We start from the raw sequence: 13,307 nt of genomic DNA on the forward strand, positions 1-13,307 counted from the left end.
GTTGCCTTGCGGCAATCAAGAACTGGCTCCGCAGGTGAGAGGGCAGGCCGGAAGGTGCAGGCGAAATGCGAGAATCATGCGGGCAGGCTGGGGGTGGATATGAACGATATTGTCGCAGACTGTCCCGTTGCCGTGGCAATGCGGCCGGAAAAAACGCGCACGCCGTCGTGACCTGAAGCTTTGGGCAGATCAGCCATTCGCATCATGCGGGAAAGATCACCCCCGCGTAGTCGGAAGTGAAATTGCCGGTACACCGTTTGCGGCGCTCTTGCGTTATCGGAGGGCCGCTGCCCGATCGATACCCACGAGGCGGCGCAGTTCGTGGATTTGCAGCAGGGGACGCTGCGCTATAATCGCGCGCTGCCCGCTGGCACATCCTTGCAGGCATCAAGACAACAGGTCCGGCGAGACCTGCACCTCCTAAAACAATAGCCAAACTGCTCACTTCGGGCCTCAACGCTGCCGTTACATGACTACTGACTCAATACCTTCCGCGACCGCCAGCCTGCCCGAGCGCTGGCAAACGGAAACCGCTGCCCGCCTGGTCCAGGGTGAATCCGTGCTGGCCTGGCTGGAACTGGACCTGGACGCCCAGCTGCAATTCAACGCTTCGCTGGTGCTGGCCACCGACCGCCGCCTGCTTGCGCTGGCCCCGGACCGCCAGCAATGGCAGGAGTGGGCCTATCGGCCCGACCTGCAACTGAAGCATGTCGACCACGCCGGTGTGGGTACCCTGGAGCTGTGCGACGCTGCCAGCCGGCTGGCCGCCTGGCGCTACACCCTGGCGCAGAATCCGCAGGCGCTGCGCCTGATCAAGCTGTTCGAGCAGCAGCGCGACCTGCTGGCCTCGGGCGTGCAGGCCGAAGAGGAGGGCGACGTCTGCCCGACCTGCAAGGCCGTGCTGCCGGAAGGACAGGAAACCTGTGCCATCTGTCCGGAAACCAAGGAAGCGCCGCCGTCGACCTGGGCGCTGTTCCGCCTGTCGCGCTTTGCCAAGCCCTACAAGGGCTCGCTGCTGCTGGGCTTCCTGCTGACGCTGGCCTCCACCGCCGCCACGCTGGTGCCGCCCTACATGACCATGCCGCTGATGGACAACGTGCTGATCCCGTTCCAGAACGGCACTCCCATTGACACCCACCTGGCCACGCTTTACCTGTCTGGCCTGCTGGGCGCGGCGGTACTGGCCTGGGGACTGGGCTGGGCGCGTACCTACATCCTGGCGCTGGTGTCCGAGCGCATCGGCGCAGACCTGCGCACCACCACCTATGCGCACCTGCTGCGGCTGTCGCAGGAGTATTTCGGCGGCAAGCGCACCGGCGACCTGATGGCGCGCATCGGCTCGGAAACCGACCGCATCTGCGTGTTCCTGTCGCTGCACCTGCTGGATTTCGCCATCGACGTGCTGATGATCATCATGACGGCGGCCATCCTCATTTCGATCAACCCTTGGCTGGCACTGGTGACCTTGTTGCCGCTGCCGTTCATCGCCTGGATGATTCACGTGGTGCGCGATCGTCTGCGCCATGGTTTCGAGAAGATCGACCGCATCTGGTCGGAAGTGACCAATGTGCTGGCCGATACCATCCCCGGCATCCGCGTGGTGAAGGCTTTTGCGCAGGAAAAGCGCGAAGTGGCGCGTTTCCGCGAAGCCAACCGTCACAACCTGATGGTCAATGACCGGGTCAACAAGATCTGGTCGCTCTTTACGCCCACGGTCACCTTCCTGACCGAAGTGGGCTTGCTGGTGGTGTGGGTCTTCGGGATCTGGCAGGTCTCCAGCAACCAGATCACGGTCGGTGTGCTGACTGCCTTCCTGGCCTACATCAGCCGCTTCTATACGCGCCTGGATTCGATGAGCCGCATCGTCTCGGTGACCCAAAAGGCCGCCGCCGGTGCCAAGCGCATCTTCGACATCCTGGACCACGTCTCCAGCGTGCCGGAACCGGCCAACCCGGTGCACCTGGAAAACGTCAAGGGCGCCATCGAAGTGCGCAACATCGGCTTTCGCTATGGCAACCGCGCGGTGATCCGCAACATGAGCCTGTCCATTGCGCCGGGCGAGATGATCGGCCTGGTCGGCCACAGCGGTTCGGGCAAGTCCACCATGGTGAACCTGATCTGCCGCTTCTACGATGTCTCCGAAGGGGCGATCCGCATTGATGGCGTGGACATCCGTTCGCTGCCCATTTCCGAATACCGCCGCAACATCGGCCTGGTGCTGCAGGAACCCTTCCTGTTCTTCGGCACCATTGCCGAGAATATCGCCTACGGCAAGCCGGAAGCCACCCGCGAGGAAATCATCGCCGCGGCCCGTGCGGCCCATGCGCATGAGTTCATCCTGCGCCTGCCGCAAGGCTATGACTCGCTGGTCGGTGAGCGCGGCCAGGCCTTGTCGGGCGGTGAGCGCCAGCGCATCTCGATTGCGCGCGCGCTGCTGATCGACCCGCGCATCCTGATCCTGGACGAGGCCACTTCCTCGGTCGATACCACCACCGAAAAGGAAATCCAGAAGGCGCTGGACAACCTGGTTCAGGGCCGCACCACGATTGCCATCGCGCACCGCCTGTCGACCCTGCGCAAGGCCGATCGCCTGGTGGTGCTGGATCGCGGCCAGGTGGTCGAGGTCGGCAACCACGAAGAACTGATGGCCCGGGAAGGGCATTACTACAAGCTCTACCAGGCCCAGGCGCGTAACCCTGATGGCGATGCCGAGGTCTCGGTGAGCGAAGAAGAGAAGGGCGAATAAGCCATGAGCACCACCAACCATTCAGCCCAAACCTTCACGCTGGAGCGCAACGCTTTTGGACGCCTGGTGTTGACCGACGCCCAGGGCGGCCTGCACGAGCACGTGATTCCGGTGCGTGCATTTCCGGTCACCTCGCCCGATCGCGGCCTGTCCCTGGTCAGCAGCGACGGCCACGAGCTGGCCTGGATCGATACCCTGGAGGAAGTGGATGCGCCCACGCGCCGCCTGATCGAGGAAGAACTGGCCAGCCGCGAGTTCATGCCGGAGATCCAGCGCATCGTCAGCGTGTCGACCTTCGCCACCCCCAGCGACTGGACCGTGCAGACCACGCGCGGCACCACCACCTTCACGCTCAAGGGCGAGGAAGACATCCGCCGCCTGGCCGCGCCGGCGCTGCTGATTGCCGACAGCCACGGCATCCAGTTCCTGATCCGCGACCAGAAGGCGTTGGACAAGCACAGCCGCAAGATCCTGGATCGTTTCCTCTGATCCTTTTTGCCTGCGGCAAAAAAGAACGGCCCTGATGATGAATCAGGGCCGTTCTTGTATGGAGCGGGCTGAGGCTCAGAACTTCTCATCCGGCCGCAGGTAGCGCCACTGGCCGGTCGGCAGTTCGCCCAGCTTGACGCCGCCGATGCGCACGCGCTTCAAGCCGATTACCTTCAGTCCGACCATGTCGCACATGCGGCGGATCTGGCGCTTCTTGCCTTCGCGCAGGGTGAAGCGCAACTGATCCTCGTTCTGCCACACCACCTTGGCCGGACGCAGCGGCTTGCCATCCATGATGAGGCCGTGGTTCAGGCGCTTGAGATCGGATTCGGGCAGCTTGCCGGGACGCGTGTATTGCACGCGCACCAGGTATTCCTTGTCGACCGCCGAATCCTCGCCAATCAACTGCTTGGCGATGCGGCCATCCTGGGTCAGTACCAGCAAGCCCACCGAATCGATGTCCAGCCGTCCGGCCGGCACCAGGCTCTTCAGCTGGCGCGGGTGGAAGCGCATCTCGGTCTGGTCTTCGGCCCAGCGCGACTGTTCGTTGACCAGCACCATGGCCGGCTTGTAGCCATCCTCGGCCTGGCCGCTGACGTAGCCCATGGGCTTGTTGATCAGGATGGTCACGCGCTGGGCCTGCTCGGCGCTGGCCTGGCGTTCCACGGTGACCTTCTGGTGCGGCAGCACCTTGCTGCCCAGCACCGACACCACCTGGCCATCCACGCGCACCCAGCCTTTTTCTATCCATTCGTCGGCTTCGCGGCGCGAGCACAGGCCGAGTTCGGACATGCGTTTGGAAAGTCGTACAGGTTCAGTCATGGGGATTGCCTTGCGAAAAACGGAGGGCCGGCCAGCGGCGAGGGTGAGATTGTACGGCCAGCCGCGCCGCCGCGCCAGACTGGGGCGGCAGCGCGGACAGGGTGATGGGGGTCAGATGCGCAGGGTCTGCAGCAGTTCGGTTTCCAGCATGATCTGGTTGCGCGGCTGGGACAGGCCGGGGCCGTCGATCAGGAAGACGTCTTCCACCCGCTCGCCCAGGGTCATGACCTTGGCGGTATGCAGGTTGATGCGGTACTTGGCCAGCACGTTGGAGATCGAATACAGCAGGCCGGCGCGGTCATTGGCCGAGACCGACAGCAGGTAGTACTGGCCGCGCTCATCCGGACGCAAATCCACCGACGGATTGACCGGGAAGGTGCGCGACAGGCGCGACAGGCGGGCCTTGGACGGGGCCGGCAGCGGGGCGTCGGACTGCAGCAGGGCACCCAGTTCGTGCTCGATCAGGTTGATGATGTCGCGGTAGTTCTTGGCAAACACCGGGGCATTGATCAGGAAGGCGTCCAGCGCGTAATCGTTGCGGGTCGTGTGGATCTTGGCGTCGAAGATGCTGAAGCTTTTTTCGTCGAAATAGCTGCAGATGCGCGCAAACAGGTCAGGGCGGTCGGGCGTGTAGACCGCCACCTGAACGCCTTCGCCAATGGGCGCCAGGCGGCAGCGCACCAGCGGTACGCCGGTATCGACCTTGTCGTAGAAGCAGCGCGTCTGCCAGGCGATGTCGGAGGCGTCGTGGCGCAGGAAGTAGGCCACGTCCAGCTGCTTCCACAGCGCTTCATGGGCGTCGGCCGGCAGGCCGTACAGGCGCAGGGTCTTGATGGCTTCCTGCTGGGTGTTCTTCAGTTCGCGGTCGGCCGAGGGAGCTTCGCCGCCCAGCACGCGCAGGGTCATGCGGTACAGGTCTTCCAGCAGCTTGCCCTTCCAGGCGTTCCAGACCTTGGGGCTGGTGCCGCGGATATCGGCCACCGTCAGCAGGTAGAGCGCGGTCAGGTGGCGCTCGTCCTTGACCAGCTGGGCGAAGGCGGTGATGACGTCGGGGTCCGACATGTCCTGCTTCTGCGCCACGTGCGACATGGCCAGATGCTGCTCCACCAGGAACACGATCAGCTCTGTATTGTCCGGCGAGATGCCGTGCTGCTCGCAGAAAGCGCGGGCGTCGTCCATGCCCAGCTTGGAGTGGTCGCCGCCCCGGCCCTTGGCGATGTCGTGGAACAGCGCCGCGATGTACAGCACCCAGGGCTGGCCGAAGTTGGCCATCAGCTGGCTGCAGAAGGGATATTCATGCGCATGTTCGCTCATCGTGAAGCGGCGCACATTGCGCACCACCATCAGGATGTGCTGGTCCACCGTGTAGACGTGGAACAGGTCATGCTGCATCTGCCCGACGATCTGGCGGAAGTTCGGCAGGTAGCGCCCCAGCACGCTGGTGCTGTTCATGCCGCGCAGGGCGTGGGTGATGCCGCGCTTGCTCTGGATGATCTGCATGAACAGGCGATGATTCTCCGGATTGGCGCGGAAGGCATTGTCGATCTTGAAGCGCGCATGCCATAGCGCACGCAGGGTGCGCGCCGACATGTCCTTCAGTTCCGGATGCTCGGAAAGCACCAGGAAGACTTCCAGCATGGCCGAAGGCGTCTCTTCGAAGACCCTGTCATGGGCGATGTCGACGAAGCCGTTGACCTCGTTGAAGCGCTCGTTGAGCGGGCGCGGAACCGCCTGCTGCGGGAACAGATGGGCTTCGATGTTCTGCAGCAGGATGGTGTTGAGCTGCGTGACCGCCTTGGCTGCCCAGTAATAGCGCTGCATCAGGTATTCGCTGGCGCGGCGGGTATCGGTGGTCTTGAAGCCGAAGGTCTCGGCGATCTGGGTCTGGATGTCGAACACCAGCCGGTCTTCGCGGCGGTCCGTGAGGATGTGCAGACGGATGCGGATGTCCTTGAAGGCGCGTTCCTTCTGGCGCAGCTGGCGCGCCTCGGTGGAGGTCAGCATGCCGTGTTCGGCCAGCTCGCCCCAGGAGTTGCCCAGGCCCGCCGCCTTGGCCACCCACAGGATCACCTGCAGGTCGCGCAGGCCGCCGGGGCTTTCCTTGCAGTTGGGTTCGAGGCTGTAGGGCGTATCTTCATATTTGATGTGGCGCTGGCGCATTTCCAGGGTCTTGGCCTGGAAGAAGGCCAGAGGGTCCAGCGCGGCATGGTAGCGCTCCTGCAATTTCTTGAAGAGGGCGCGGTTGCCAGTCACCAGGCGGGCTTCCAGGAGGCTGGTCTGCACCGTGATGTCGGCGGCCGATTCATCCAGGCATTCGTCGATGGTGCGGATGCTGTGGCCGATTTCCAGGCCGATGTCCCAGAACAGCTGCACCAGGGATTCCAGCTTTTCCTTCTTGGCGGCATCCGGGGCCTGGTCCAGCAGGATCAGCACGTCCACATCCGAATGCGGGAACAGCTCGCCCCGGCCATAGCCGCCCACGGCGACCAAGGCGGCATTGCCGGACATGCCCAGTTCTTCCCAGGCAGTGGTGAGGGCTTCGTCCACGTTGCGGCGCAACTGGGCCAGCAACTGCTCGGTCTTGTGGTTGGACTGGAACACCTCGATGGCTTGCTGGCGCGCGGCCTTGAGCTGTTTCTTGAGCGTGATGGCGAGTGTGGGCATCGTGGTCGGCAATTAAGGCAAGCAGGGCGGCGGGGCGGCGCCTATATGAACAAAGCCGCATCCCCATGCGGCTTTGCGCTCGAAGCAGGTTTCGTGCCGGAAACTGTGTGCAGGGTCGAGGGGCACATGGTTCCGGCCGCCAGGGTCACGCCGGGGTGGCGACCTGGTTCTGGATGAAGGCCGGCGGTGCCGGCATGCCGGGCGACACCGTCAGCACTTCGAAGCCGGTCTCGGTGACCAGCACGGTGTGTTCCCATTGGGCTGACAGGCTGCGGTCCTTGGTCTTGATGGTCCAGCCGTCGCCCATTTCGCGGATCTCGCGGCGGCCGGCGTTGATCATCGGTTCCACCGTGAAGATCATGCCGGCTTCCAGCTTCTCCAGCGTACCGGGGCGGCCGTAGTGCAGGACTTGCGGTTCTTCATGGAAGACCTTGCCGATGCCGTGGCCGCAGAACTCGCGCACCACGCTGTAGCCGGCCTTTTCCGCGTGCTGCTGGATGACGTGGCCGATATCGCCCAAATGTGCGCCCGGCTTGATCTTGGAGATGCCCAGCCACATGCATTCATAGGTGATCTCGGTCAGGCGGCGTGCCAGGATGGACGGCTCACCCAGGAAGAACATGCGGCTGGTGTCGCCGTGATAGCCATTCTTGATGATGGTGACGTCGATGTTGAGCACGTCGCCGTTCTTCATCACCTTGTCGCCGGGGATGCCGTGGCAGATCACGTCATTCAGGGAGGTGCAGATGGCCTTGGGGTAGGGCGTGTAGCCCGGCGGGCAGTAGTTCAGCGGGGCCGGGATGCTGCCTTGCACGTTGGTCATGTACTCGTGGCAGAGGCGGTCGATCTCGCCGGTGGTCACGCCCGGCTTCACGAATGGGGTGATGTAGTCCAGTACCTCGGCGGCCAGGCGGCCGGCCACGCGCATGCCTTCGATGTCTTCGGCGGTCTTGATGGTGATGTTGCCCATGATGAATCGCAATTCGCTAGAAAATCGTCAAGACGGGATTATAGACGACGGGGGTGCTTTCTGTTTTGCCGGCTCCGGTCGACAAGCCGGGGACGGCGTTTGGCCGCGTTCCTTATCTTCATGTGCTACTTGAACAAAAGTGATGGGTCGAGTAGAATGCCGGGCTGATCTGAAAACCACAGGTCAGTTGTCGAATGCGGTGTGCGGAATGATTCTTCATGTCTGTTTGGCAATAAATGTCGTAAATTATCTTTTGAAACGCGAATCCGTTCGCTAAAAGGGTGTCCGGCTGCATGAGCCGGATGACCGAGCGGATTCCAGACCTAACCCTGGAGAAATTCATGTCCGTTACCATGCGCGAAATGCTGGAAGCCGGTGTCCACTTCGGTCACCAAACCCGCTTCTGGAACCCCAAGATGGCCCCCTTCATTTTCGGTCATCGCAACAAGATTCACATCGTCAACCTGGAAAAGACCCTGGGCATGTACCAGGAAGCCGTCAAGTACGTGCGCCAGCTGTCGGCCAACCGTGGCACCATCCTGTTCGTTGGTACCAAGCGTCAAGCCCGCGACATCCTGTCCGCTGAAGCGCAACGCGCTGGCGTGCCCTACGTTGACCAGCGCTGGCTGGGCGGCATGCTGACCAACTTCAAGACCATCAAGACCTCGATCAAGCGCCTGAAGGACATGGAAGCTGCCATCGAAGACGGTTCGGTCGAGAAGCTGTCGAAGAAGGAAGCCCTGCTGTTCACCCGTGAACAGGAAAAGCTGCAAAAGGCCATCGGCGGCATCAAGGACATGGGCGGCATTCCTGACGCCATCTTCGTCATCGACGTCGGCTACCACAAGGGCGCCATCACCGAAGCCGCCAAGCTGGGCATTCCGGTCATCGGCGTGGTCGATACCAACCACTCGCCCGAAGGCGTCACCTACGTGATCCCGGGTAACGACGACTCCGCCAAGGCGATCGCTCTGTACGCTCGCGGCATGGCTGACGCCGTGCTGGAAGGCCGCGCCAACGCCGTCAACGACGTCGTCGAAGCAGTCAAGGGCGATGAATTCGTCGAGGTCGAGCAGGCTTGATTCTGCTCTTCCGGTAGTACGGTAGTCCAAAAAGGGGTGACAGCGGGTAGTGACGCAGTGGCCCCTTTTTTTTGATTCAATTTTCGAGTTTCAGGCATGCCGCAAGCGCGGGATGCCTCCAAGTCAGGAGAAAAGTATGGCGGCAATTACCGCAGCAATGGTGGGCGATCTGCGTGCGAAGACCGACGCGCCGATGATGGAATGCAAGAAGGCGCTGACCGAAGCCGATGGCGACATGGCCAAGGCCGAAGAGATTCTGCGCGTCAAGCTGGGCAGCAAGGCTTCCAAGGCCTCTTCCCGCATCACCGCAGAAGGCGTGATCTCGGCCTACATCGCTGGCAACGTCGGCGCGCTGGTCGAAGTGAACTGTGAAACCGACTTCGTGACCAAGAACGACGAGTTCATCGGTCTGGTTGAAGCCGCTGCCAAGCTGGTGGTCGAACAGAATCCGGCTGATGTGGCTGCCCTGGGCGCCTGCAAGCTGGCCGACGGCAAGACCCTGGAAGAACTGCGCACCGAACTGATCGGCCGCATCGGCGAGAACATGTCGTTCCGTCGCTTCCAGCGTTTCGAAACCACCGGCAAGCTGGCTGCCTACCTGCACGGCACCCGCATCGGCGTGATCGTCGAGTTCGACGGCGCTGAAGAGCAAGTCGGCAAGGACGTGGCCATGCACATCGCCGCCATGAAGCCGGTCGCCCTGTCGGCCGAGCAAGTGCCGGCCGACCTGATCGAGAAGGAACGCTCGGTCGCCGCCCTGAAGGCTGCTGAATCCGGCAAGCCGGCTGACATCGTCGCCAAGATGGTGGACGGTTCGGTGCAGAAGTACCTGAAGGAAGTCTCGCTGTTCAACCAGGCTTTCGTGAAGAACGACAAGCAAAGCGTCGAACAGATGCTGAAGGCGGCCAATACCACCGTCAAGTCGTTCGCCATGTACGTGGTCGGCGAAGGCATCGAGAAGAAGCAAGACGACTTTGCTGCCGAAGTGGCAGCGCAAGTGGCTGCAGCGAAACAAGCTCAGTAAGCGTCGCAGGAAAAACGGGCCGAGAGGCCCGTTTTTTTAAGCCGGATTCCGGGAACTTTCGGAGTCGCCCGCGTCTACAGTCAGGGTCGTCCGTCGGATGAATGATGACGCGCAGGGCAGGCCGCCTGGCAACGGCAATATGGGTAGCAAAAGCAATACTGGCAGCACACGGCAAGACAGAATAGGGCGCAGCAGTACATCCCCTCATGCGTTCGGACCTGCCCCTGATGACGAAAAAGCGCCATTTCGTCGGGTGACAGCGAGTGCCGGCGCGTCAATACGTAATTCAACCTCGGACAGAACACGGAGCCCTGCAATGACAACACCAGCCTACAAGCGCGTACTCCTCAAACTCTCCGGCGAAGCACTGATGGGCGACGACGCCTACGGTATCAATCGCGCGACCATCGAACGCATGGTCGCGGATGTAGCAGAAATCAGCAAACTGGGCGTGGAACTGGCCATCGTGATCGGTGGCGGCAACATTTTCCGCGGCGTCGCGCCGGGCGCCCAGGGCATGGATCGTGCAACCGCCGACTACATGGGCATGCTGGCCACCGTCATGAACTCGCTGGCCCTGGCTGACGCCATGCGCCAGGCCGGCCTGACGGCCCGCGTGATGTCGGCCATCGGCATCGAGCAGGTGGTCGAGCCCTATGTGCGCCCCAAGGCGCTGCAATACCTGGAAGAAGGCAAGATCGTGGTGTTCGCCGCCGGTACCGGCAACCCCTTCTTCACCACCGATACCGCCGCCGCCCTGCGTGGCTCGGAAATCGGTGCCCAGATCGTGCTGAAGGCCACCAAGGTCGATGGTGTCTACACCGCCGATCCCAAGAAGGATCCGGCCGCCACCCGCTACCAGTCGATCTCCTTCGATGAAGCCATCGCCAAGCACCTGCAGGTGATGGATGCCACCGCCTTTGCGCTGTGCCGCGACCAGAAGCTGCCGATCAAGGTGTTTTCCATCGTCAAGCCGGGCGCGCTCAAGAGCGTGGTCATGGGTGACGATGAAGGCACCCTGGTCCACGTCTGATTGATATTGCAGTGCAGAAACCGGCCGCAGGCCGGGATTCCCGTTTACAATGCCCGTCTTTCAGGCATTTGCCATCAAGACAAGCCAAGTTATTGCACCAAAGTTAGGAGAGCAGCATGAGTGTCGCTGACGTCAAGAAAAATACCGAGCAGAAGATGGCCAAGTCCATCGAAACCCTGAAGGCCAACCTGGCCAAGGTTCGTACCGGCCGCGCCCACACCGGCCTGCTGGACCAGGTCATGGTTGAATACTATGGTTCGCCGACCGGTCTGTCGCAGGTCGCCAACCTGACCCTGATCGATGCGCGCACCATCGGCGTGCAGCCCTTCGAAAAGAAGATGGCCGCCGTCATCGAGAAGGCCATCCGTGAAGCCGACCTGGGCCTGAATCCGGCCACCCACGGCGACCTGATCCGTGTGCCGATGCCCGCGCTGACCGAAGAGCGCCGCAAGGAAATGGTCAAGCTGGTCAAGAGTGAAGCCGAAGATGCCAAGATCGCCGTGCGCAACATCCGCCGCGAAGGCAATGAAGGCCTGAAGAAGCTGGTCAAGGACAAGATCGCCTCGGAAGATGATGAGCGCCGCGGCCAGGACGAGATCCAGAAGCTGACCGACAAGTTCGTGGCTGACATCGACAAAATGGTCACCGACAAGGAAAAGGAAGTGATGACGGTGTAAGCCGTCCTGCAGGTCTCACGCGCGGCTGCCATGGCGGCCGCGCTGCACGAACAAGTCCAAGACAGCAAAAGTGCAGGCGGGAAGTGAGAGCGGCAATGGGGGGAGGAGGCTGGCCGGTTTGTCAAAGCGGCGCGTGCCCGTTACCATGTTGCGCTTCACCATCCGGCGCACGGAAAAGTAATAAATCATTTACATGAAGCATCAAAGCTCAACTCTGGCGGTTCCGGAGACTTCCGCGGTTCCGCGCCATGTTGCCATCATCATGGACGGCAACGGTCGTTGGGCGACCAAACGTTTCCTGCCGCGTGTGGCGGGGCATGCCAAGGGCGTGGATGCAGTGCGCTCCATTGTCGAGGCCTGCGCCGAGCGCGGTATCGAATTCCTTACCCTGTTTGCCTTCAGTTCCGAAAACTGGCGTCGCCCTGCCGACGAAGTGTCGGTGCTGATGCGTCTGTTCATGACGGTGCTGGAGCGTGAAGTCGGCAAGATGGCCAACAATGGCATCCGCCTGCGCATCGTCGGCGACATGAGCCGCTTCGATCCGAAATTGCAGGAGATGGCGGCCAAGGCCGAGGCACAGACCGCCGGCAACAGCCGCCTGACGCTGACCGTCTGCGCCAACTATGGCGGGCGCTGGGATGTCATGCAGGCCGTTTCCAAAATGGTCAAGGACAAGCCGGGTGCGACCGACTACACCGAAGAAGAACTGGCCCCGTATCTGGCCATGGCGTATGCCCCTGAGCCCGATTTGTTCATCCGTACCGGCGGTGAACAGCGCATCTCCAATTTCCTGTTGTGGCAGCTGGCGTACAGCGAGCTGTACTTCACCGAAACCTTCTGGCCCGATTTCGACGACAAGGCGCTGGATCAGGCGATCGGCTCCTACCAACAACGCGAGCGCCGCTTCGGGCGCACCAGTGCCCAGGTACTGGACCAGAAAAAGGCTTCCTGATGCTCAAGACGCGTGTCATCACGGCGTTGATCCTGCTGGCAATCCTGTTGCCTATCCTGTATTTCGGTTATTTCCCGGCCTTTGCCATGGCGGTGCTGGTGTTCTTCGCCGCCGGTTCGTGGGAATGCTTCCGTCTCTTCAAGAGCCCGCGTCCCACCTTGTGGGCTGCCGTGTGGACGTTGGTCTTCAGCGTCATCCTGTTCTTCTCCGGCTTGCCCAGCGTGCGCGCCCTGTATGTGCTCTGCGTGCTGTTGTGGGCCTTGCGCTTCGTGCCCGCGCTTGGCCTCGGCCTGCCTCGGATCGAAGCTTTCGGCAATCGGCTGCTCAACGGCACCTACATGCTGTCCATCCTCGGCTGCTTCGTTGCCATCGTGGACCTGTTCCAGCATTCGCCGCTGTATCTGCTGTCGGTGATGGCCGTGGTGTGGGTGGCTGACATTGGTGCCTATTTCTCTGGCAAGGGCTTCGGACGCCACAAGTTGGCTCCCACCATTTCCCCGGGCAAGTCCTGGGAGGGTGCCATCGGCGGCTGGCTGGCGGTGCTGGTGATTTCGGCGGCAGTGGCCATGTCCATGAGTGGTGGCGAGACCTTCCAGTATCACCTGTTCAATCGCTGGGGCTGGGGCGGCTTTGTCGGCGTGCTCAGCCTCATGGTGGTGGCCAGCGTGGTCGGTGACCTGTTCGAGTCGCAACTGAAGCGTCGCGCCGGCATGAAGGACAGCAGCAACCTGCTGCCCGGCCACGGCGGCGTGCTCGACCGCATCGATGCGCTCATCCCGGTGCTGCCGCTGGCAGCGCTGGTCGATCTCTGGCTGGCGGCTGCCTGAGCCGCCGCTTTCCTTCTGGAA

At 62.1% G+C, this 13,307-nt stretch carries 11 protein-coding genes; 8 read left to right on the forward strand and 3 right to left on the reverse strand.

Translation table 11 applies throughout. From position 1 onward, the window contains the following. Positions 1–469 precede the first annotated feature (469 nt). Together E2K99_RS11345 and E2K99_RS11350 are read left to right on the forward strand one after the other, a co-directional pair. Positions 470–2,746 (forward strand): cyanophycin metabolism-associated ABC transporter, encoded by a 2,277-nt coding sequence (locus E2K99_RS11345; RefSeq protein ID WP_134222265.1) that lies wholly within the window; start codon positions 470–472, stop codon positions 2,744–2,746. A 3-nt stretch (positions 2,747–2,749) separates the two neighbouring features. After that, positions 2,750–3,235, forward strand: a complete 486-nt coding sequence (locus E2K99_RS11350) for a cyanophycin metabolism-associated DUF1854 family protein (RefSeq protein WP_134222266.1) — start codon at positions 2,750–2,752, stop codon at positions 3,233–3,235. A 75-nt stretch (positions 3,236–3,310) separates the two neighbouring features. Here the strand turns inward: E2K99_RS11350 and E2K99_RS11355 are convergent, their stop codons facing one another. The 3 genes from E2K99_RS11355 to map all read right to left on the reverse strand — a co-directional run bounded on the left by E2K99_RS11355 (position 3,311) and on the right by map (position 7,691). Then, entirely contained in the window at positions 3,311–4,057 is a 747-nt protein-coding gene (locus E2K99_RS11355; RefSeq protein WP_034332946.1) for a pseudouridine synthase, read from the reverse strand. 111 nt (positions 4,058–4,168) lie between these two features. After that, positions 4,169–6,721 carry a [protein-PII] uridylyltransferase gene (locus tag E2K99_RS11360; RefSeq protein WP_134222267.1) on the reverse strand — a complete coding sequence of 851 codons (2,553 nt, stop codon included), beginning with the start codon at positions 6,719–6,721 and terminating at the stop codon, positions 4,169–4,171. Positions 6,722–6,866: 145 nt separating this feature from the next. Then, positions 6,867–7,691 carry a type I methionyl aminopeptidase gene (gene map, locus E2K99_RS11365; protein ID WP_121039982.1) on the reverse strand — a complete coding sequence of 275 codons (825 nt, stop codon included), beginning with the start codon at positions 7,689–7,691 and terminating at the stop codon, positions 6,867–6,869. 341 nt (positions 7,692–8,032) lie between these two features. Here map and rpsB point away from each other — a divergent pair, with 341 nt between their 5' ends. The 6 genes from rpsB to E2K99_RS11395 all read left to right on the forward strand — a co-directional run bounded on the left by rpsB (position 8,033) and on the right by E2K99_RS11395 (position 13,286). Continuing rightward, complete coding sequence (rpsB, locus tag E2K99_RS11370) at positions 8,033–8,773, forward strand: 30S ribosomal protein S2 (RefSeq protein WP_039788284.1); 741 nt, start codon at positions 8,033–8,035, stop codon at positions 8,771–8,773. A gap of 136 nt (positions 8,774–8,909) precedes the next feature. Then, positions 8,910–9,797, forward strand: a complete 888-nt coding sequence (gene tsf, locus E2K99_RS11375; RefSeq protein ID WP_034332958.1) for a translation elongation factor Ts — start codon at positions 8,910–8,912, stop codon at positions 9,795–9,797. A gap of 316 nt (positions 9,798–10,113) precedes the next feature. After that, positions 10,114–10,830: a UMP kinase gene (pyrH, locus tag E2K99_RS11380; RefSeq protein WP_006462540.1), complete on the forward strand. Its 717-nt coding sequence runs from the start codon at positions 10,114–10,116 to the stop codon at positions 10,828–10,830. 116 nt (positions 10,831–10,946) lie between these two features. Next, entirely contained in the window at positions 10,947–11,507 is a 561-nt protein-coding gene (frr, locus tag E2K99_RS11385) for a ribosome recycling factor (protein WP_039788280.1), read from the forward strand. Between the two features lie 193 nt (positions 11,508–11,700). After that, positions 11,701–12,459, forward strand: a complete 759-nt coding sequence (uppS, locus tag E2K99_RS11390) for a polyprenyl diphosphate synthase (protein WP_083859609.1) — start codon at positions 11,701–11,703, stop codon at positions 12,457–12,459. Then, positions 12,459–13,286 (forward strand): phosphatidate cytidylyltransferase, encoded by an 828-nt coding sequence (locus E2K99_RS11395; protein WP_039788277.1) that lies wholly within the window; start codon positions 12,459–12,461, stop codon positions 13,284–13,286. Before uppS ends, E2K99_RS11395 begins: the two co-directional genes overlap by 1 nt. The last annotated feature ends 21 nt before the right edge of the window (positions 13,287–13,307 follow it).

The sequence above is a fragment of the Herbaspirillum huttiense genome, from assembly GCF_004367745.1.
GTDB lineage: Bacteria > Pseudomonadota > Gammaproteobacteria > Burkholderiales > Burkholderiaceae_D > Herbaspirillum > Herbaspirillum huttiense.